Origin of the sequence: Candidatus Methylomicrobium oryzae, from assembly GCF_016745425.1 — a bacterium.
Taxonomy (GTDB): domain Bacteria; phylum Pseudomonadota; class Gammaproteobacteria; order Methylococcales; family Methylomonadaceae; genus Methylomicrobium; species Methylomicrobium oryzae.
In genome coordinates, this window is the sequence record NZ_JAERVK010000004.1 from 315657 (window position 1) to 335998 (window position 20342).

Annotated in this window: 18 protein-coding genes; 3 read left to right on the forward strand and 15 right to left on the reverse strand. The window is 58.9% G+C overall.

The window, feature by feature from the left end:
- Positions 1-26: 26 nt before the first annotated feature.
- The 12 genes from JJL52_RS06525 to JJL52_RS06580 form a co-directional block, all read right to left on the reverse strand.
- Complete coding sequence (locus JJL52_RS06525; RefSeq protein ID WP_202051590.1) at positions 27-1313, reverse strand: TolC family protein; 1287 nt, start codon at positions 1311-1313, stop codon at positions 27-29.
- Positions 1310-4417: a CusA/CzcA family heavy metal efflux RND transporter gene (locus JJL52_RS06530; RefSeq protein WP_202051591.1), complete on the reverse strand. Its 3108-nt coding sequence runs from the start codon at positions 4415-4417 to the stop codon at positions 1310-1312. The genes JJL52_RS06525 and JJL52_RS06530 overlap by 4 nt, the downstream gene beginning before the upstream one ends.
- A 10-nt stretch (positions 4418-4427) precedes the next feature.
- Positions 4428-5543, reverse strand: a complete 1116-nt coding sequence (locus JJL52_RS06535; RefSeq protein ID WP_236994083.1) for an efflux RND transporter periplasmic adaptor subunit — start codon at positions 5541-5543, stop codon at positions 4428-4430.
- An 80-nt stretch (positions 5544-5623) separates the two neighbouring features.
- On the reverse strand, positions 5624-7051 hold the full coding sequence (locus tag JJL52_RS06540) for a sensor histidine kinase (RefSeq protein ID WP_202051593.1): 1428 nt from the start codon (positions 7049-7051) through the stop codon (positions 5624-5626).
- Positions 7041-7715 (reverse strand): response regulator, encoded by a 675-nt coding sequence (locus JJL52_RS06545; RefSeq protein ID WP_202051594.1) that lies wholly within the window; start codon positions 7713-7715, stop codon positions 7041-7043. The genes JJL52_RS06540 and JJL52_RS06545 overlap by 11 nt, the downstream gene beginning before the upstream one ends.
- A 78-nt stretch (positions 7716-7793) precedes the next feature.
- Positions 7794-8333, reverse strand: a complete 540-nt coding sequence (locus tag JJL52_RS06550; RefSeq protein ID WP_202051595.1) for a hypothetical protein — start codon at positions 8331-8333, stop codon at positions 7794-7796.
- Positions 8334-8652: 319 nt separating this feature from the next.
- A complete protein-coding gene (gene nadA, locus JJL52_RS06555; RefSeq protein WP_202051596.1) occupies positions 8653-9750 on the reverse strand; it encodes a quinolinate synthase NadA in 1098 nt (365 codons plus the stop codon).
- A 59-nt stretch (positions 9751-9809) separates the two neighbouring features.
- Entirely contained in the window at positions 9810-10025 is a 216-nt protein-coding gene (locus JJL52_RS06560) for a 2-oxoisovalerate dehydrogenase (protein WP_202051597.1), read from the reverse strand.
- Positions 10026-10068: 43 nt separating this feature from the next.
- Entirely contained in the window at positions 10069-10251 is a 183-nt protein-coding gene (locus JJL52_RS06565) for a type II toxin-antitoxin system HicA family toxin (protein ID WP_202051598.1), read from the reverse strand.
- Positions 10251-10442: a type II toxin-antitoxin system HicB family antitoxin gene (locus tag JJL52_RS06570; protein ID WP_005374776.1), complete on the reverse strand. Its 192-nt coding sequence runs from the start codon at positions 10440-10442 to the stop codon at positions 10251-10253. Before JJL52_RS06570 ends, JJL52_RS06565 begins: the two co-directional genes overlap by 1 nt.
- A gap of 124 nt (positions 10443-10566) precedes the next feature.
- Positions 10567-12351, reverse strand: coding sequence for an aspartate--tRNA ligase (aspS, locus tag JJL52_RS06575; RefSeq protein ID WP_202051599.1), 1785 nt, complete (start codon positions 12349-12351; stop codon positions 10567-10569).
- An 83-nt stretch (positions 12352-12434) separates the two neighbouring features.
- Positions 12435-12692, reverse strand: coding sequence for an FmdB family zinc ribbon protein (locus JJL52_RS06580; protein WP_202051600.1), 258 nt, complete (start codon positions 12690-12692; stop codon positions 12435-12437).
- A gap of 107 nt (positions 12693-12799) precedes the next feature.
- Between JJL52_RS06580 and pyrC the strand changes: the two genes are divergently transcribed.
- Positions 12800-13846: a dihydroorotase gene (pyrC, locus tag JJL52_RS06585; RefSeq protein WP_202051601.1), complete on the forward strand. Its 1047-nt coding sequence runs from the start codon at positions 12800-12802 to the stop codon at positions 13844-13846.
- 333 nt (positions 13847-14179) lie between these two features.
- On the opposite strand, the gene JJL52_RS06590 is transcribed toward pyrC, so the two are convergent.
- Positions 14180-14581 (reverse strand): helix-turn-helix domain-containing protein, encoded by a 402-nt coding sequence (locus tag JJL52_RS06590; protein ID WP_202051602.1) that lies wholly within the window; start codon positions 14579-14581, stop codon positions 14180-14182.
- 116 nt (positions 14582-14697) lie between these two features.
- Here JJL52_RS06590 and JJL52_RS06595 point away from each other — a divergent pair, with 116 nt between their 5' ends.
- On the forward strand, positions 14698-16677 hold the full coding sequence (locus tag JJL52_RS06595) for a DNA methyltransferase (protein ID WP_202051603.1): 1980 nt from the start codon (positions 14698-14700) through the stop codon (positions 16675-16677).
- Between the two features lie 202 nt (positions 16678-16879).
- Here JJL52_RS06595 and JJL52_RS06600 read toward each other — a convergent pair whose 3' ends face one another.
- Positions 16880-17074 (reverse strand): hypothetical protein, encoded by a 195-nt coding sequence (locus JJL52_RS06600; RefSeq protein WP_202051604.1) that lies wholly within the window; start codon positions 17072-17074, stop codon positions 16880-16882.
- A complete protein-coding gene (locus tag JJL52_RS06605) occupies positions 17046-17243 on the reverse strand; it encodes a hypothetical protein (RefSeq protein ID WP_202051605.1) in 198 nt (65 codons plus the stop codon). The genes JJL52_RS06600 and JJL52_RS06605 overlap by 29 nt, the downstream gene beginning before the upstream one ends.
- A 79-nt stretch (positions 17244-17322) precedes the next feature.
- Between JJL52_RS06605 and JJL52_RS06610 the strand changes: the two genes are divergently transcribed.
- Positions 17323-20280 carry a DEAD/DEAH box helicase family protein gene (locus tag JJL52_RS06610; protein ID WP_202051606.1) on the forward strand — a complete coding sequence of 986 codons (2958 nt, stop codon included), beginning with the start codon at positions 17323-17325 and terminating at the stop codon, positions 20278-20280.
- Positions 20281-20342 lie beyond the last annotated feature (62 nt).

Consider the following 20342-nt stretch of genomic DNA (forward strand, 5'->3'; position numbering starts at 1 on the left):
AAACGCCGACGCCGCGGGGTTACGCGTCAATTCGCGCGGGCTGGGCCGTTTTCGAAGCGCCGGATCAATAAACCGGCAGCGCGCAGGGCATCCAGCTCGGCTTCGACCTCCGACTGCAACAGATCCAGCCGGGTCAAACGGGTTTCGGTCCTGGAACGCGACGCATCCAACAGTTCCAAAAGGCTGCCTTTACCCAGACGGTAACTGGACTCGCCCATGTCTTTGAGGTCCGGCAGTTTCGCAATGACACTGCGCTCGAAATTCGCCCGCGTTTCCCTGCGCCGCGCCAGCAGTTCGACGGCGCGTTCGAGCGTGCCCCGCGTACGCAAGACCGTCAAATCGCGCTGCAGCAACGCCGCATGTTTTGCCGCATTAGCGCGCGCCACGGCTCCCTGGCCGCGGTCGAAGATCGGCAAATCGACCGCAACGCCGGCAAAACTGGTATTCCCGTAGGGCGAATCGGTAAACACCGTGCCGACCTGAAAAGTCGGCGTCGGCCAGCGTTCGCGCTTGGCCTTCGCCAACTCGGCTTCGGCGGCGACCTCGCCGCGCCGCGCGGCTTCGATGTCCGGATGCGTCGCCTCGGCATCCGCCCACAGCGCGTCAAGATCGGTCGGCACGTTCAGGCCGGCCAGTTCTCCCCGCGCTTCCGGACGCCAATCCGGCAATCCCAGCAGAATACCCAGTTCGGCCGCCGAAGCGGCCAAGTCGTTACGCAAAGTTTCCCGGCGCGCCTCGACATTTTTCGCCTCGATATCGATCCGTAAGAGATCGTAGCGGCTGGCACTGCCCGCCTGCAGGCGCCCGGAAACAATGCCGGACAAATGTTCGATATAACGGGCCGTTTCGTCGAGTACGGCGATGCGCTGCTTATCCGCCAACTGTTTGACGAACAGCGCCCATTCGTCGTAAATCAGGCCGACAAAGTCGGCGGCGATATCGGCGGCGGCCGCGTCCGCCCTTTTTTCCGCCGCCTCCAGGCGCGCTCCGCGCTGGCCGGCGATCAGCACCGGCACCTCCAGAATGACCTGCTGCTGAACGTTGCCGTCATACATCGTGTTCGTCCGGCTCAACAGGTCGTAGCGCCCGTAGCTGAGCCGCGGATTGGGCAGAATGCCCGCTTCGACGATTTCCGCGCCGGCCGCCTCGATGCGCTGCTGCAAGGCGGCATAGCGCGGGCTTCGCTCGCGGGTGATGTCGAGCAACTGCTGCATGGTCACCGTTTCGGGCAACTCGGCGGCAACGGCGCCGGCGGCCAGCACAGCCAGGCCTACGAAAGCGATGACTCGAATTTTGCTATTGCGCTTTTTCATGAGCGTTCCCCCTGCATTTCGTCGGCTTCTTCAGGCGTGATCAGCCGCTTCGGCGTGATATAGGCGTAAATGACCGGCAGCACCAGCATGGCGACAAAAAACGTGGTGAACATGCCGCCGACGATCACGACGGCAAACGGCTGCTGGGTTTCGCTGCCGATGCCTGTCGACACCGCCATCGGCAACAATCCCAGGAGCGCCAGCAGCGAAGCCATCAACACCGGCCGCAAGCGGTCCGCCGCGCCTTCCATGATCGCTTCCGACAATATCTGGCCGCTGCGGCGCCGCTCTTCGATCGCGCTGAGCACCAACAGTCCCATCAGCGACACCTGCCCCAACAAGGCGATGAAACCGATCGCGGCACTGACCGACAGCGGGATGCCGGCCGCCAGCAGCAAAAAAATGCCGCCGGCCATCGCAAACGGCGTACACAACAGAATCGCCAGCGCGCTGCGCGCCGACTGCAAGGCGCTGTACAGCAGGCCGAGCACGATCAGTACCGCGATCGGCACCACGACCGCCAACCGTCCCATCGCCCGCTGCTGGTTTTCGAATTCGCCGCCCCAGACCAGGAAACTACCTTCCGCAAGCTTCACCTTCCCCTCTACGGCGGCCATCGCGTCGTGTACGACGGAACCCAGATCGCGGCCTTCGACGTTGAACTTCAAGGCCAGGAAACGGCTGTTGGCCTCGCGTTCGATCGATGTCCTGCCGCGTGCGATCGGCATCGCGGCAACTTCGCGCAGCGGAATGCGCGCACCCGAAGGCGCCGGCAGTTTCAGGTCGCCGATCCGCTCTTTATCGCTGCGCTCGCCGGCCGGCAAGATGGTCCGCACCGGCACCGGCCGCTCGTTCTGCCAAAGCTCGGTGACGACCTTGCCCGCCAGGCCGGTTTCGATCGTATCCTGCGCCGCATCGATGGTAATCCCCTCGCGCGCCAGAGCGGAGCGGTCCAGGTTGATCTGCAGCTGCGGCACGATGGATTCGCGGTACAAATCCAGATCGATCACGCCGGGAACGGTCTTCAACAAATTTTTCGCCTGCTCCAGCGTTGCGCGCATCTGTTCCAGATCGGTGCCGTAAATTTTCAATACGACTTTGCCGCGCACGCCGCTGACCGCTTCTTCGACATTGTCCTTGATCGGCTGCGAAAAATTGAAGCGTACGCCGGGAATCGCGGCCAGTTCTTCGCGCATCGCATCGACCAGCTGTTCTTTATGCACACCCGCCCGCCATTGCCCGCGCGGTTTCATATGCACGAACGTCTCGCTCATGTTGACGCCTTCATTGTCGGTGCCGTCCTCGGAACGCCCCTGCTGGCTGAGAATGCTTTTGACTTCGGGAAAGCGGAGCAGGCGTTCGCGCATATCCAGCAAGATCGCCTGGCCTTTGTCCAGCGAGATGCTGGCAGGCATTTCGACGAACACGTGCACATCGCCTTCGTCCAGCTCGGGCAGAAACTCGCTGCCGAGGCGGCTGGCCGCCAGCGCGCCGGCCAGCAGCAATACGGCGGCGGCACCCAGAACGGCCGGCCGCCGCTCCAGCGCCCGAGCCAACAGGCGCCGGTAAAGCACTTTCAACCGCACCAGAAAACGGGGCTCTTCGATCATCGCATGCTTGGGCTGGATCAGCACCGCACACAGCGCCGGCACCAGCGTCATCGCAAAGATCAAGCCGCCGCCCAGCGCGAAACTGTAGGTCAGCGCCAAAGGCCGAAAAATGCGGCCTTCGACGCGTTCCAGGGTAAACACCGGCAGCAGCGCGGCAATGATGATCAGCATCGCGAAAAAAGTCGGCTTGGCGACGCTGAAAGCGGCATCGACGATCAGCCGCACCATGTCGCGATGGTTTTGGGGATGGCGATGGCTGGCCTGATGAATCACACTTTCGACCAGCACCACGGCGCCGTCGAGAATGATGCCGAAATCGATCGCGCCCATCGAAATCAAATTGGCGGGCATCTCCAGCCGATACAGGCCGATGAACGCCACCAGCAGCGACAGCGGGATCACGCAGGCGACGATCAGCGACCCGCGCAGGCTGCGCAAAAACAGCCAGACCACGCCGACCACCAGCAAAAAGCCGTGCAGCAAATTGTCGTAGACGGTATGCAGGGTATTGTCGACCAGCTCGGTACGGTCCAGAAACGGCACCAGCTTCATGCCTGCCGGCAAAATACGGCCGTTCAAATCTTCGACTTTCTCGTGTATTCCCTGCAGTACGCGGCTGGGATTCTGCCCCCGGCGCAGCAGCACGATCCCTTCCACCGCTTCGTTCTGGCCGTCGAGTCCGACCGTGCCCTGGCGCGGCGTATAGGCTTGCACCAGGCGGGCAACGTCACCCAGGGTCAGCGGCGTGCCGCCTTCGCTCTTCAGGACGATCTTTTTCACCTCGTCGGGCGAACTGAGATAGCCGACGCTGCGGATCACCATCTGCTGATCGCCGTGGCGCAGGAAGCCCGCGCCCACGTTCCGGTTCGAACTGGCGATCGCCCGGTTGACTTCATCCAGCGTCAACCCGAAGGATTCCAGGCGCACTGGGTCGATCTCGACATGGATTTCCTTGTAATAGCCGCCGAAGGTCAAGACGTCGGCCACGCCCTGCACCTGGCGCAGTACGCGCGAAATGTTCCATTCCATTTCCGAGCGCAGCTCGTAAAGCGAATGGCGGTCGCTGGTCACCACGAATTTATAGATTTCGCCCAGCGGCGTATAGTCGGGCGCCAATACCGGCTGCACCGCTTCCGGCAATTCGGCGCCGTTCATGCGTTCGGTGATCAGCGTGCGCGAATGGAAGCTGTCGACGTCGTCTTCAAACGTGATAGTAATCAACGAAAGGCCGAACAGGCTCTGACTACGCATTTGCAGCATGCCCGGCGTTCCGTTCAACGCCCGCTCCAGCGGCACCGTTACCTGCCGCTCCACCTCTTCCGGGGCATAACCCGGCATCAGGCTGATCACGGTCACCTGGGTATTGGTCACATCCGGATAAGCCTCGATCGGGGTTTCGAGATAGGCATGGGCACCGAACAGCGCGATGAGGGCGGTGATCACCAAAGCGGCGACCCGCCGGTGCACGCAAGTTTCGATCAGCAATTCGAGCACGGACGGCCTCCTACAGCAGCATCGCAGCTTCGCCGTCGATCAGCAGCGCGCCGCCGACGACCACCCGCTCCCCGCCGGACAAGCCTTTCAATACCGGCGTCAGGCCTTCGCGCGCCTGGCCGACCTGGACCGGACGCGCCTTGAAGCGGCCGGGGCCGACTTCGACATAGACTACGGTTTCCCGGCCGTCCTTGATCAGCACGGCCGATGTCGGCAGCATGATGCGGCTGGGCGATGAAGCCTCGATGGCAACTCGGGCATACATGCCGGGACGCAGCGGAATTTTGGGATCGTCCGCGACGATGAAAACCGATGCCCGGCGCAGCTCGGTCTGAATCGCGGCGCTTTCGCCCACGACATGCCCCCGGATCGGATCCGGAAACGACGCCAGCTCGATAACCGCCTTGGCGCCTTTCTCGACCAGCAGCAAATCTTTTTCGAAAACATCGGCAACGATCCAGGCCGCCGAAGGTTCGCCCAGATCGAACAGGGGCGCCCCCTGCTCCACCGCGGCGCCGGTCGTTACATGAGCCTTCAGCACCGTGCTGTCGATCGGGGCGCGCACGATCACGTCGCCGGCACTGCCCTCGCCGAGCAGGTGCAGAAAGTCCCGGCTGCGTTCGAATTCGGCCCGCGCTTGTTTGAGCCGAGTTTCAGCCTCCGCTCGTTCGATGTCCAATCCGACCCCGGCACGCTGCATCTCCAGTTGCCGGTTCAGTTGATCCTGCGCGCGGGCAAGTTCGGCTTCTGCACGGGTGTGGTCGGCACGCATCTGGGCTGCATCGTTACTGACCAGCGTCGCGATCGGAGCACCCGCCTTGATTCTGTCGCCGACCTGCACGAACACTTTGTTCACACGCCCGGCCACCACCGTCCCTACCGTCGAAACCGCTTGCGCCCGAAAATCCACCCGTGCCGGCGCCGTAACCGTACTGGCGACAACCTCGGGTTCAACTTTGCGCACCGTGATGTAGGGCAGCGACTCCGGACGCAGGGTCACCACGCCCTTATCGGCCGGCTCGACGGCGGATTTCGGAGCAGCAGGCAGTGAGTCCTGCGGGCTGTGATTCTCGCAGCCGATGACCGTCAATAATCCCGATAAAGCAAACAACAAGGCAATTCGCATGAACTTTCGATTGGATAACAAAAGGAGGACCGGATGCGTTTTCCGCCCAGTCCTCACCATGTTACCAATCGAACCTTTCATCAACCTGTCACAGCTTCGTGTCGGGAAGAGGCTCCCCGCTGGCGGCCGACGGAAGGAGGAAAGACAATGGCGACCCGCGTACCGGCGCCTTGGGCACCGCAGCCGATTTCGATCCGGGCATTGTGCAGTTCCGCGATTTCACTCACAATCGCCAGCCCGAGGCCGCAACCGTCCCCCGGGCTGCCCGGTGTCCGGTAAAACCGCTCGCAGACCTTGTCGATTTCGCCGGCCCCGATGCCGGGGCCGTCATCTTCGACGATCAGCACACAGCGCGGGTCGGCCTGCACCGCAACATTGATGTGCCCGCCCGGAAAGCTATAGCGAATCGCATTATCGAGTAAATTATTCACCAGCTCGCGCAGCAACGTGGCGTCCGCGGAGACGGCCGAAGGCAGCGGCTGCGCATCGAAGCCCAATTCGATGTTGCGTTCGAGCGCTTTCGGCGCCCATTCGAGGCAGCACTGGCGGGCCAATGCCTTCAAGTCGACCGTTTCGAACTCGGCCATGCCGCCCGCGATCGACTCGGAACGAGCGAGCGTCAACAACTGGTCGTTCAGATGCGCGACGCGATCGGCCGCGTTTTTGATCTGTCCCATCGTCAGCTTCATCGCCTCGAAGTCGTCCGACAGCAGGGCGCGTTCCGCCTGCAGCTTGAGTCCGGCCAGCGGTGTCCGCATTTGATGCGCGGCGTTTTCGACGAACCGGCGCTGGCTCAGCATGGCCGCCCCGAGCTTTTGCAGCAAGGCGTTGATCGTATGCGTCAGCGAGTGGACTTCAAAGGGGGCATCCTGGTCGGGTATCGGATCGAGGTCTTTCGCGGAACGCTGTTCGATCGCGGCGGCCAGCTCCTGCAACGGCTTCAGGCCGCGGCTGATGCCCGTCCAAATATGGAAACCGGCGACGATCAGCAGCAGGCATTGCGGAACGGCGACGGCGGTCAGGATTTGGGCCATCATCCGGCGCCGTTTATGCAGTGTCTCCGCCACCGAAATCCGGACGGCTTCGCGGCTGCCGGGCGGAATCGTAACCAGCGAAACGATTCTGACGTTCATGTTTTGCATCCTGCCGTCGCTGAAATGCGGGGGGTCTTGCTCGTTCGGCGGCTCGGCCGGAGCAGGGAGCGCTCTGTCGCCGGCAATGAAGCCCGATGCGGCCGATTCGACTTTGAAGAAGGTTTTGTCGACCGCGTCCCAGCGGAACACTTTCAAGGCAACGGGCGGCAATTCGAAAGTGATTTTGTCCTCGATGCCTTTGACCTGCTGTACCAGCGAACTCGCGGAATCCAGCAGCCAGTGATCGTAAGCGGTATTGGCGAAATGCAGGGCCACGGAGTAGGATACGGCCGCATCCAGCAATACCAAGATGAGAAATGGAACCATCAGCCGCGACAGAATCCGGGAGCGGATACTTCTCGGCTTAGATTTCATTGCAGGCCTCCAGCACGTAACCTAAGCCGCGCAGCGTGCGAATGCCGATTCCGAATGGAGCAAGGCGCTTGCGCAGGCGGGACATATACACTTCGATCGCATTGTCCGCGAGCTCCTCTCCTTCGACCGCCAGCCTTCCGGCAATCGCATCCTTGCTGACCACGCGCCCGGCCTGCAGCATCAACGCCAGCAGCACGCCATACTCTCTGGCGGGCAGGAACAACGGCCGGCCGTCGGCCGTTACCCGTTGCCCCAGCGTATCGAGCGCCAACCGTCCGACCACGATCTCGTGACCTATCTGGCCCTGGCTCCGCCTGATCAGTGCTCTTACCCGGGCCTGCAATTCGCGCAACTCGAAAGGTTTGGCCAAATAATCGTCGGCCCCCGACTCCAAGCCGCCGATCCGGTCGTCGAGCGCGTTTCTCGCGGTCAGAATCAGCACCGGCAGCAGCGATTTACGGGATCTGAGCTGCCTCAAGACGTCCCTGCCGTCGCAATCCGGCAACCCCAAATCGAGTATGACCAGATCGAATACCTGGGTCAGCAGGGCCGTCATCGCGTAATTGCCCGTCATCGCGTGGGTGACGGTAAACCCCCAGTCGCCGAGGCTTCGCGACAGGCCGTCAGCCAAAATGGCGTCGTCTTCGACGAGCAATACATTCATCGCCGCCCGGAAGGCCGCCCTGCCGGCCCGGACCCGCACAGGCCGGAAACCGGGAACGGCTTGCGCGGCGCAGCGAGGTTAGTGCCAGCCGCCATATTGCGTGGTCGGATCGCCGCGGAAACCGGCGGTCGTTTTGTTGGCCTCCGGCACGGTGCCCATGCTCTCGGCCGCCACCAGCAGGTTGCCGTGCGTATAGCCGCCCAGCGCCCTGGCTTTTTTCGCGATCGCGGTGGAGAGCGGGGTGATGTCGTATTTAGTAACGGTCGGATGGATCACCGCAGTGACCAGTTGTTCGCCGCCGGCCACCGGATAAAAGGTCAGCAGAATCGGCAACGCCGTCCCGGCAGGTACCTGTACACGGTAATGCTCGCTGTCCTGCAGCGCCGTTTCGGCAATCACCGCCCCTTTCTCGTCGCTGACTTTGACGTTGCCGGTCTTGATCGGTCCTTTATTGTCGGAGACCGAGCCTTCCAGCGTTACGGCCTGTTCGTACTTGCGGGCCGTTTGCTGAGGAAAGGCGCTTTTCGGCGCCTCGTTTCCGCAACCGGCTGCCGTGATCAACGCCAGAAGAGACGCCGCCAGGACGCCTCGATGGAGTGAAAATGAATTTGTACGCATAAAATTATTCCCATCGAATTTGATCGAAACATATCGTCCCCATGTTGCGGCACTCCTCGTTATACACCCCGGATAGCCTGGTCCGATAAACGGACCGGCGGAAACCCAAGCCGACTTTGGATCGCTCCTGAATACGCCGTTCAAAGCAAGCTTTTCAAAGCAAAGCTTTGAACTCCGATTCCTGAGTTTCGCAGGACGGGTATACCAACGATGAGCGCCGGAGCGAGGGAATCCCCCTTACCGGCGCGCGGTAAATCACCGGAAACAATCCGCCGTCGGAACGCAGGAACGCTAGCCGCGCACAGCCGCCAAAGGCGGACTACGCCACCGCCAGCATGTTATCCAGCGCTTTTTTCGCCAGTTCCGACTCTTTCGGAGGCACCGTAATCCGGTTGATGACATGCCCGGCCGCCAGATTCTCCATTACCCAGGCCAGATGCTGGGGATCGGTCCGGAACATCGTCGAGCACATGCACAGCATCGGCGACATGAAATGCACGTGCTTGCCCTGCCCCTTGCACTCCTCGTTCAGCCGGTTGACCAGGTTCAGCTCGGTCGCGACCAGCCAACGCGTGTTCGGTTCGGCCTCGCGCACCGTCTTTAGAATGTATTCGGTCGAACCGATGTACTCGGATTTCTGGCAGACTTCGAACGCCGCCTCGGGATGCGAGATGACCTTGGTTTCGGGATAACGTTCGAGAAACCGGTCGATATGCTCCGGTTTGAAGGCCTGATGCACCGAGCAGAAGCCTTTCCAGAGAATGATCTTGGCGTTTTTGATCTGGTCAACGGTCAGCCCGCCGCGCGGCTTGGTAAAATCCCAGGTCACCATCTGTTCGAGCGGAATACCCATCCGATAGCCGGTATTGCGCCCGAGATGCTGATCCGGGAAGAACAAGACCTTGGACCGGCGCGCGAAACTCCATTCGAGAATCTTCTGCGCATTGGAAGAAGTGCAGACGATGCCCTCGTGCTCGCCGCAGAACGCCTTCAGGTCGGCCGCGGAATTGATGTAGGTGACCGGCGTGACTTCGTTTTCGACATCGATCACTTCGGCCAGCTCTTTCCAACACTGCTGCACCTTGAGCAAATTGGCCATGTCCGCCATCGAGCAGCCGGCCGCCAAATCGGGCAAAATCGAAATCTGCTCGGGACGCGACAGGATATCGGCCACCTCGGCCATGAAATGCACGCCGCAAAACACGATGTATTCGGCGTCGGACTGTGCCGCATTGCGCGACAGCTTCAGCGAATCGCCGGTGAAATCGGCGTGTTTGAACACTTCGTCGCGCTGGTAATGGTGACCCAGAATCACGCAGCGCTTGCCGAGCTTGGCTTTGGCCGCAACAATGCGCTCGTCGCATTCGGCGTCGTCAAGGAGGGCGTAGTTTTCTATGGGGAAAGGGGTTGTAAGCATATTTGATATAAGTAATGCTGGACGCAGAGATTAAGCTCCACTAAAAAATAACCGCCTGGTTAGCGTTTGGCGGCGATTTGGAAATGCAAACGGATCAGTTTGGGCCTGTCGGCCGGATCATAATGACACTTTACCGCATCACGTACCTTCTGACGTAAGTCGTTTAAATCTTTCACATCGGTGAAGATCGGAACACCCAACGCACGCGTGCAAAAACCGCCTTCAGCCGCATCTTCGACTAAGAAACTAATTTCGTTGCAGGTTTTTCGCTGCATGATAAAAAATGCGCCATTCCCCACTATCCCCTAAAGAATGGCTTTAATCCGGTTTGGATAATTTTTTAATGATTGACTTGGCTAAATATTCATCGATTTCGCTATGCCGCGGCACCGGCTGCGATTGTTGAGTTTCTTCATTCACATACCAGTCATGTTTCCCGCCGTGCCGCTTCAATTTACAACCCATTGCTTCAAGGAACCGTATCAAATCCTTTCTTTTCATCAGGCCACTTGCATTTGCTCTACCTTGCGAATATACGGAATTTCATTGCTTTCGAGGTCAGCCAGCAAATCCTTCAGATTCTCCTGCAACTCCTCTTTGGTTTCGCCCTGAGTAATATAGTCCGGATAATCATTGATAAAGCCCAGAAAGAAATCTTTGCTTTTCCAATAGGTATAACTTACCGTTTTCATCGCTTTGATACCTCACAGATTTCCCCGACGCTGACAGGGCTGCGGCTTCGAACGGTGGGTTCGGCGCGCGGAAAAAACGCTTAAACCCCAAAATTTTTGCGTGGCGCGCCGAACCCACCCTACATCAAACCTTCTCTTTGCCCGGCTGTTTGACCAGTTTGATACCCAACTCACGCAATTGTTCCTCGGGAACGACCGCCGGCGCGCTGACCAGGGGACAGGCCGCCGACTGCGTTTTCGGGAACGCGATCACGTCGCGGATCGAGGTCGAACCGGTCATCAGCATGACCAGGCGGTCCAGACCAAACGCCAGGCCGCCGTGCGGCGGCGCGCCGTATTTCAATGCATCGAGCAGGAAGCCGAATTTTTCCCGTGCTTCGTCTTCCTTGATGCCGAGAATCTCGAACACGGTCTGCTGCATCGCCGGCCGGTTGATACGGATCGAACCGCCGCCGACCTCGGTACCGTTCAGAACCAGGTCGTAGGCCCGCGACAGTGCGGCCCCGGGATTCGCCTGCAATTCCTCGGCCGAACACTTCGGCGCGGTGAACGGATGGTGGATCGCCGCATAACGGCGGCTCTTCTCGTCCCAGGCGAACATCGGAAAGTCGACCACCCAGACCGGCTTCCATTCGCCTTCCAAGAGGCCCAGGTCGTGGCCGAGCTTGACGCGCAGCGCGCCCATCGCCTCGTTCACGATGGAAGCCTTGTCCGCGCCGAAGAAGATCAGGTCGCCGTTTTGCGCGCCGGTCTTCGCGAGCACGCTGTCCCAGACTTCGGCCGGCGCGAACTTCACGATCGGCGACTGCAGGCCATCGACACCGGCCGCGAGATCGTTCACTTTAATATACGCCAGACCTTTCGCCCCGTAGATGCCGACAAACTTGGTCAGATCGTCGATCTCCTTCCGGCTCAAATCGCCGCCTTTCGGCAGGCGCATCGCGACCACCCGGCCCTGCGGATCGTTCGCCGGCGCGGAAAAGACCTTGAAATCGACGTCCTTCATGTCCTCGGCGATATCGACCAGCTCCAGCGGAATCCGCAGGTCAGGCCGGTCGATCCCGTATTTCGAGATCGCTTCCTGGTAGGTCATGCGCGGGAAATGCGCGCCGAGGTTCACGCCGATCACTTTCTGAAACAGTTGGCGGATCATCTCTTCCATGATGTGCATGATCTCGTCTTCGTCCATGAACGAAGTCTCGATATCGAGCTGGGTGAATTCGGGCTGGCGGTCCGCGCGCAAGTCCTCGTCCCGGAAGCAGCGCACGATCTGGTAATAGCGGTCCATTCCCGCGATCATCAGGATCTGCTTGTACAACTGCGGCGATTGCGGCAGCGCGAAGAACGCGTTTTCATGCGTCCGGCTCGGCACGATATAGTCGCGCGCGCCTTCCGGGGTCGCCTTGGTCAGGTAAGGGGTTTCGATCTCGAAGAAGTCGTGATCGTCCAGGAAGTTGCGCAACACCCGGGCGACATCGCGGCGCACCTTCATCTTTTCCTGCATCGCGAAACGGCGCAGGTCGATGTAACGGTAGCGCAGGCGCAGCTCTTCGTTGACTTCGATTTCGCTTTCGACCGGGAACGGCGGGGTTTCGGATTCGTTCAGCACGACCATCCGGCTGACCAGCACTTCGATTTCGCCGGTGCCCATGTTCGGATTGATCGTACCTTCGGGACGACCGCGCACGGTGCCGGCGACTTTCAGCACATATTCGCTGCGCACATGTTCGGCCAGGGAGAACGCCTCACGCACATCCGGGTCGAAGACGACCTGTACCAGTCCGGTACGGTCCCTGAGATCAATAAAAATGACCCCGCCGTGGTCCCGGCGGCGGTGCACCCAACCGCACAATTCGACGGTCTGCCCGGTATGGTGTTTGGTTAATTCCCCGCACTTGTGGGTACGCATGGTGTTGTTGTTCCTGTAAATCCGAAAAAATCGCCGATATTAACGGCTTATCATGCTGAATTCAAGCCAGCTTGTTCAAACAATCAGTGGCTGCAGCTACCGCTGCAACTGTGCGGCTTGGGCGACTCAGAGCTTTCGCCCGCGACATTCTTTTTCGCGCCGCTCTTGAAGTCGGTTTCGTACCAGCCGCCGCCTTTCAAACGAAAGCCGGCCGCGGAAATTTTCTTGATCAGATCGGGCTTGCTGCACGCCGGGCAATGAACCAAAGGCTGGTCGCTGATTTTTTGCAAGGCTTCGTGCTCGTGCCCGCAGGATTGGCACTGATATTCGTAAATTGGCATGGGGATGGCTCCGGTAAAAAAACAATACGTGAGATAGGGCTAGGCGCGTATTTTTCAAGCGGCTAAGATAGAATATAAGGTTATTCTACAAGAAAATGGCCTTTCAAATGAAGAAATTAACTCTCACCCGCCCCGACGACTGGCATTTGCACGTCCGGAGCGGCGCGCTCTTGAAAGCGGTGCTGCCGCATACCGCCCGCCAATTCGCCCGCGCGATCATCATGCCGAACCTGAAACCGCCGGTCACGACCGTCGAACAGGCATTGACTTACCGTCAGGAAATTTTAGGGGCCATTCCGGCAGGGCTCGATTTTACGCCTTTGATGACGTTGTATCTGACCGGTTCCACTTCTCTTGATGAAATCCGCAAAGCCGCCGCCTCGGAGCATGTGCATGCGTTCAAACTTTATCCGGCCGGGGCGACCACCAATTCGGACGCCGGCGTGGCGGATATCGAGGCCGCCTATCCTTTATTCGAAGAAATGGAAAAGCAGGATATTCCGCTGTTGGTTCACGGCGAAGTCACCGACGAAGCGTGCGACATCTTCGACCGGGAGCGCGTCTTTCTGGAAACCCGGCTGGCCCGGATCGTCGAGCGTTTCCCGGCGCTGCGCATCGTCGTCGAGCATGTGACTACCGCCGAAGCAGTCGACTTCGTGAAGTCCCAAGGGCCGAACGTCGCCGCCACGATCACTCCGCAACATCTCCTATATAACCGCAACGCCATCCTCGCCGGCGGCATCCGTCCGCATTATTACTGCCTGCCGGTGCTGAAGCGCGAACATCATCGGGAGGCCCTGGTTCAGGCCGCCGCCAGCGGTAATCCGAAATTTTTTCTCGGCACCGACAGTGCGCCGCATCTGACTTCCCTGAAAGAAAACGCCTGCGGCTGCGCGGGCTGCTTCAGCGCACCCGTGGCGCTCGAACTGTATGCGGAAGCCTTCGAAAAGGCCGGCGCGCTGGACAAACTGGAAGGTTTCGCAAGTTTTTACGGCGCCGATTTTTACCGGCTGCCGAGAAACCGGGGCACGGTAACACTGGAAAAGTCGGCCTGGCAAGTGCCCCGCGTTTATAACGACGGCGACATCGCTATTACGCCGTTGAAAGCCGAAGAACCCATAATATGGAAGCTGCAAGCCACTGCTCGAACTTAAGGCAGCTCAGATAAATCCTCGTATGAAGAGCGGGTTAGAGTGAAGCCGTTTACGCTATCGGATTATCGGAATCGCAAAGCTGGCTTTGCCAATGGCCAGGCGGATTGACAAAGCGGTTTTTGTTACCCCAAACGCCGGACGGGATATTCATCCCGCCAGTAACGTTCGGAGATGTTCCCAAAGACAGGCTGGCAAGTTTGTCACGAACGCTCCAAACCGGCCTCACGGCTTCGGCAAAACGTTCGGACGGGCTTAAAAACCCGTCCGGCGGAGAGGCCGCCAGGAGTTGCAAAGCTGGCTTTGCCACCCCAAAACTTATTCCGTCTTAACGGGCTACGGGGTTTTCTCTGAAAATACCTGAGCGAACGCACTGATGACCTCCCGAACGATCTTGCGCTGCGGGGCGGGCAAACTCAAATATTGCTCGATCGCCTCCCTTTCGCGGTAATCCAGCGCTTCCTCCCACTGTTTCCGTTTTTCGCGTATCGACAGCGCTGCCTCTTCGCCGTAACGCAAGGCATGCGGCTCGACTTTCAACCACTCCGCCAGCACCTGTAACTTTTCCTGGGAAGGAATCGCCTCGCCGCGCAGCCAGCGCGACACCGCCTGAAACGACACCGACCGTCCCCAATAGCGGCTGTTGAAGCCTTTTTCCAGCACAGCGGGACGGGCTTCATAGCCTGCGGACAGCATGGCTTTGCGCAGCCGTTCGGCGAATTCGAGTTTTTCATTCATGAACAAAAAGTTAAATTTTTACAGCCATCCAATTCAACTTTCTGTTGTATTATTTGTTAAATTTTTAATTGAACTATTGGTTTAACCGTTTCGGTTTGCCGTCTCAGGATGAAAACATGGCAAAAAGCCTGCTCGAACAACTTCCCATCATCGTCGCCGAAGGGCGGCAAACTGCCGAAAAAATATTGGAAAGCCTGGAAGACCCTCACCGCATTACACTGCAAACCCGCGAATGGGTATTGCCTGCGAAGGACTCGGCACAAAATGGCTTGTACAAAAGTGTAGACCGGGTTAGCGATGGCGTAACCCGACAAGCCGAAGCCACAAACGTCGGGTTACGGCTAACGACTAACCCGACCGACCCATCGAATCAATCTTGGCAAAATCGCCTGATCTACGGCGATAATTTGCTGGCGATGGCCGCACTGCTGGCCGGCGACGACGAAACGCCCAGCCTGCGCGGCAAAATCGATCTGATCTACATCGATCCGCCGTTCGATTCGAAAGCCGACTGCCGCACCAAAATCACCCTGCCCGGCGTGGAACTGGAACAAAAACCGGCCGTGATCGAACAGTTCGCCTATTCCGATACTTGGGCGGACGGCACCGCCTCCTATCTGGCGATGATCACGCCGCGCCTGATCCTGATGCGCGAGCTATTGAGCGACGCCGGCTCGATCTATGTACATCTGGATTGGCATATGGGGCATTATGTAAAGTTGGTTTTGGATGAGGTGTTCGGGAAGGATCATTTCATTAACGAGATCATTTGGCATTACCGAAAATGGTCCCCTCAATCAAAAAATTTCCAACATAACCATGACACCATTTTTTGGTATGGGAAAAATGCGGAAAACCGTTACATCCATATTCCCGAATTTCAAGAACAGTCGGCGGGAACTTTAAAACCTGGGAAAGGGAAAAAACAGCACGCCGTTTTTGATGAGTCAGGTATGCACCCGGCAACCCGTGCAGATGATGAGACGACTGGGGCACCACTGGCCGATGTGTGGGATGGGGGTATTTGGAACATCTCCATCATTAACCCCGCCGCGATCGAACGCGTGGACTACGCAACACAAAAACCTGAACAATTGCTCAAACGGATTATTCAACATTTCTGCCCCGAAAATGGTTTAGTCGCCGACTTCTTCGGCGGTTCCGGCACCACCGCCGCCGTCGCGGAGAAGCTGGGCCGCCGCTGGATCACTACCGACCTCGGCAAACCGGCCTGCATGATCATGCGCAAGCGTCTGATCGACCAGAACGCCCGGCCGTTTTTGTATCAGGCCATTGGCGATTATCAGGTCGAAGCCGCCCAATCCACACAGGGACGGCAATCTAGAATCGGCGATCTGGCGCAAATCGTCCTGCAGCTGTTCGGCGCGCTACCGCTGGCGCCGGAAGACAATCCGGGCCGCAATCTGGGACGGATCGTTTTCGGTAACAATAAAATATTGGTCTACGCCGACTCGCCGAACAAATTCACCTGCGCGGCGACGCTGAGAAAAGCCATCGCCCAGCGCGACATGCTAATGGGAGGATGGGATAAAGTCGTGGTGCTGGGCTGGAATTTCGAGCCGTCCCTCGGCGAAACCCTTACCGCTTTGAATGACGACCGCCTGGAAGTACTGATGATTCCGCCGGATTTGCCGGACCGGCTGAGAAAGAAAGGCGGCTTCGACAAGCTGAAAGGCGTCGTGCGCTTCGCCGGATTGCAATATCTGACCATCAAGCCGGTGCAAAGGCAGCGGCAAGGTGAAGATGAAATCTTATCCGTTGCCCTCGACAATTACGTCCTACTCTCCCCGGAAGCCATCAACCTCGACGCAGCCAACCGCGCCAAACTGCACGGCATTATCAACAGCGAACCGTTGGCGCTGCTTGAATACTGGGCAGTGGACCCGGATTACGACGGCAAACTGTTCCGCTCGGTCTGGCAGAATTACCGCGGCAACAACGACACCGACCCGCTGCGCGTGGCGACCTTAGCCTGGCTCGCCGTGCCGGCCAAAAACGGCAGCCGCAAGGTGTGCGTGCGGGCGGTGGACGTGTTCGGCTTGGAAGCGGAAGTGGTAGTTGAGGTGGCCGGATGATGACTTATTGGTCATTTTCTGTCCTTTTGAGACGTCTCCGGTCAAAAAGGCGGCGGCCAATCCGGTAACGGCAAGTCCGGCAATCGTGCCGCCTGCCTCCGGCCGCCTGTTTACAGCCGTATAAGCACCACCGCCTATGCCGGAAAAACCGATCAGCAATGCGCAAATTGTCCGATAAGCCGTTCGATAAAAACAAAGGTGTTTACCCGATGTGTTTCTTTGCGCCGATATTCGGCTTCAGTCTGGGCTGTTCGAAAGTCCAATCGATACGGTCAGGGCGGAATGGGTGAAGTTGCTCGATTTGATGGACGGGGATAATCGGGCTGTCGGTTTCGTGCTGTTGAACCGTCAGGTCGCCGTGCCGTCTTTTAACGGAGGCGTGAGTCGATTTTGCCATGTTTGTTTACATTTTTTTGCAGCCCTCTGGCAACTTTAGCCGCGTCACTGCGCAATATGCCGGCATCTTTGCGAAAATCGCCGCGCGGCGAACGAAAATGGTCCTGCTCCGGATACAAGACCAGCGCCTGACTTATACCCGCCAACCAATTCTTCAAATGTTTGTTCATAAGCTTTTCCTTGAAGAATAAGGTTTTTCCCTACTCTAGCAAGATCAGCAGTCTTCTATCCGCATAAACAAGATTTATCATGTCACAACTCGAACTTGCCAGTGCTTTAACCACCAAAACCCGGCAACTCTGTACCGGCCTGGAACACGGCACCGCCGATATTCTCGATTGGGTCACGCCAACCACGGCCGCGCTTTTACACGGGTGGTTCGGCGAGGAAGCCTACGCAACGCGCCGCCTGAATTTTCATCCGGGGCAAAAACAGGCGATTTTGAACACCATCGCCGCCCACGAAATTTATGCCGTTGCCGACTTAAAAAGCCTCTATCAACAGGCCGCGCCGGATGTGCTGTTGACCAGCAAGCGCCTAGCTGAAGTGTCGCAAAACAAGCACCGGCATCCGAAATACTGCTTGAAAATGGCGACCGGCACCGGCAAGACCTGGGTGCTGCAAGCCTTGCTGATCTGGCAGCTGCTGAACAAGAACGCGGCGCTTGCGGAAGGGGTGGACGATGCGCGCTTTACCCGGCATTTTCTGATCGTAGCCCCCGGCCTGATCGCTTACGACCGCCTGCTGGATGCGTTCTGCGGCAAGCAGGCGGAGAACGGGCGCGATTTCGCGACCTCCGACATCGTGCAATACGCCGAGCTGTTCGTGCCGGAAAACCACCGGGAGGCGGTGTTCAACTTTATGCGCGGCAATGTCTGCGACAAAACCGAAATCGGCCGGAAAACCACCGGCAACGGCATGATCGCGATTGCCGACTGGCACTTGCTGCAGGCAGCCGGCGCGAAACAATGCGACGCCTACCCGGAAACGCCGGGATCGCCCCCCGACCCGCAAGCGGCCGTCAACGCCCTGCTGCCGGTCATGCCGGGTAAAGCGGCAGGGAATAGTCTCGACGTACTGGACAAACGTTTCGCGCGCGGCGACGTACTCGATTTTCTGGCCCGCCTGCCGGAACTCATGGTGTTCAACGACGAGGCGCACCACATTCACGACCTCAAGCGCGAGAGCGAAACCACTGAGGTGGAATGGCAACCGAGCCTGATGCGGATCACCGAAAACAAGGGCCACCGCTTCATGCAGGTGGATTTTTCCGCCGCGCCTTACAACGCCGTCGGTTCCGGCAAAAACAAACGCAAAGTCTATTTTCCGCACATCATCGCCGATTTCGACCTGAAAACCGCGCTGCGGCAAGGCCTGGTAAAGTCGCCGGTACTGGATCGGCGCAAGGAAATCGGCGCGCTGCCGCTGGAGTTCAAGGCTGAACGCGGCGAAGACGGCAATCCGATCTTAAGCGCAGGCCAGCGGGTGATGCTGCGCGCCGGCTTGCAGAAGCTGCACCAGCTGGAAGCCGATTTCGCCCGCCTCGATCCGAACCGGTATCCGAAAATGCTGGTGGTCTGCGAAGACGCGGCGGTGTCGCCGCTAGTCGCGAATTTCTTCCGCGAGGAAGGGCTGGCGGAAATGGATATCATCGCGATCGACTCCGGCAGAAAGGCCGAACTGGGCGAACAGGACTGGGCGCGGGTGCGCGAACGCCTGTTCGAGGTCGACCGCCGCGCCGCACCGCGCATCCTCATCAGCGTATCGATGCTGCGCGAAGGTTTCGACGTCAACAACATCTGCGTGATCGTGCCGCTGCGTTCCTCCCCAGCGCCAATCTTACTGGAACAGATCGTTGGCCGCGGCTTGCGGCTGATGTGGCGCGAGCACGAATTTGCCGGCAGCAAACGCGAAAACCGCGAACGTATCGCCAGCGGCCGGGAACCGAACAGCCTGATCGATATTCTGGCGATCATCGAACATCCGGCGTTTCAGCCGTTTTATGCGGAATGGCTGCAGCAAGGTTTGGCGGGAACCGTCGGCGAAGAACAGCATAACGCCAGCAGCGTGGGTGACATGACTTCGGTAAACTTGCGCGAAGGCTTCAAAGCATTCGATTTCGCGATGCCGTTCATCTTGCGCGAGGCGGAAACGTGGCAGGAACATCGCGGATTCGATATTGGCGAGCTGCCGCCGTTTTCCGCGCTGAGCCTGGCGCAACTGAAGGCGATGCTCGGCAAAAGCGATGCGTTCGTCTCCCAGGATTTGCAAAATAGCGCGCTGTTCGGCGATTACCGCCTCGACGGCGCGGTAATGAAGGTAACGGGCTATAACGATTTTCTGTCGCGCCTCACCCGGCGCATTGCCCAGGCGCTCAGCCGGCCGCTGCCGAAAGGCAGCCGGATTGCCGTCCCTCTTGCCAACCCTTATCTGCAAGTCAATACCGCCGAATTGGCCGGACGGCTGGAAAGCTACATTCGCAAACGCCTGTTCGGCCGGCCGTTCGAACCTTTTGACGATGAAAACTGGCGCCTGCTGCTGTTGCGGCCGGTTGTCGACCACATCACCCAAGTGATCGCGCCGGCTTTGCTCGAGGCGGAGCAAACGCATGTCGGCCGCGACAGCGAAGTGCATTACCGGCGCCTGTCAGAGCTTGACCAATGGCCGATGCGGGAAAGCCGCTCGCTTGCGGTCGACAAGTGCATTTATCCACGCCTGCCCTATCCCGCCCGTAATGGCGGCCTGCAAAAAGCCCTGATCGAGTGGGCGAACCTCGACGGCAGCGTCCGGGCATTTTGTAAAATCAGCGCAACCCGGCATGATTTTGCGAAGCTGCGCTATGTCAGGGAAGACGGCCTGTTCGCGTTTTATTCGCCGGATTTTCTGCTGCGCACCGACCGGGCGGTTTATCTGGTGGAAACCCAGGCGCAAGCGCAGGTTTCATCGCCGAACGTGCAAAGAAAGCTGAAAGCGGCGGCGGCCTGGTGCGACAAGATCAACGCGTTGCCGGACGAGGACCGTTCGCATTTGACATGGCATTATGCGTTGCTGGACGAAAGCCTGTTTTACGAATGGCGGAATAAAGGCGGGCGCCTGGCCGAGCTTTGCGACTTTGCCCGCCTAAGCGCGCCGGTTTTGCACGATTCGCAAAGCCGCTTGGAAGTCAGAATGAAATACGGAGGCTGTCCTGGCGGTTTGTGGAGATAGCGGCATCCGCCCTTGTATCTTAATCCCGGCCATGATTAGCTATCATGACCTGAGGCAGAATG

Coding starts and splice junctions, on each gene's coding strand:
- JJL52_RS06525 (WP_202051590.1), bottom strand. CDS start 1,313: ATGAAAAAGCGCAATAGCAAAATTCGAGTCATCGCTTTCGTAGGCCTG.
- JJL52_RS06535 (WP_236994083.1), bottom strand. CDS start 5,543: ATGCGAATTGCCTTGTTGTTTGCTTTATCGGGATTATTGACGGTCATC.
- JJL52_RS06540 (WP_202051593.1), bottom strand. CDS start 7,051: ATGAAATCTAAGCCGAGAAGTATCCGCTCCCGGATTCTGTCGCGGCTG.
- JJL52_RS06545 (WP_202051594.1), bottom strand. CDS start 7,715: ATGAATGTATTGCTCGTCGAAGACGACGCCATTTTGGCTGACGGCCTG.
- JJL52_RS06550 (WP_202051595.1), bottom strand. CDS start 8,333: ATGCGTACAAATTCATTTTCACTCCATCGAGGCGTCCTGGCGGCGTCT.
- nadA (WP_202051596.1), bottom strand. CDS start 9,750: ATGCTTACAACCCCTTTCCCCATAGAAAACTACGCCCTCCTTGACGAC.
- JJL52_RS06560 (WP_202051597.1), bottom strand. CDS start 10,025: ATGCAGCGAAAAACCTGCAACGAAATTAGTTTCTTAGTCGAAGATGCG.
- JJL52_RS06565 (WP_202051598.1), bottom strand. CDS start 10,251: ATGAAAAGAAAGGATTTGATACGGTTCCTTGAAGCAATGGGTTGTAAA.
- JJL52_RS06570 (WP_005374776.1), bottom strand. CDS start 10,442: ATGAAAACGGTAAGTTATACCTATTGGAAAAGCAAAGATTTCTTTCTG.
- aspS (WP_202051599.1), bottom strand. CDS start 12,351: ATGCGTACCCACAAGTGCGGGGAATTAACCAAACACCATACCGGGCAG.
- JJL52_RS06580 (WP_202051600.1), bottom strand. CDS start 12,692: ATGCCAATTTACGAATATCAGTGCCAATCCTGCGGGCACGAGCACGAA.
- pyrC (WP_202051601.1), top strand. CDS start 12,800: ATGAAGAAATTAACTCTCACCCGCCCCGACGACTGGCATTTGCACGTC.
- JJL52_RS06590 (WP_202051602.1), bottom strand. CDS start 14,581: ATGAATGAAAAACTCGAATTCGCCGAACGGCTGCGCAAAGCCATGCTG.
- JJL52_RS06595 (WP_202051603.1), top strand. CDS start 14,698: ATGGCAAAAAGCCTGCTCGAACAACTTCCCATCATCGTCGCCGAAGGG.
- JJL52_RS06600 (WP_202051604.1), bottom strand. CDS start 17,074: ATGGCAAAATCGACTCACGCCTCCGTTAAAAGACGGCACGGCGACCTG.
- JJL52_RS06605 (WP_202051605.1), bottom strand. CDS start 17,243: ATGAACAAACATTTGAAGAATTGGTTGGCGGGTATAAGTCAGGCGCTG.
- JJL52_RS06610 (WP_202051606.1), top strand. CDS start 17,323: ATGTCACAACTCGAACTTGCCAGTGCTTTAACCACCAAAACCCGGCAA.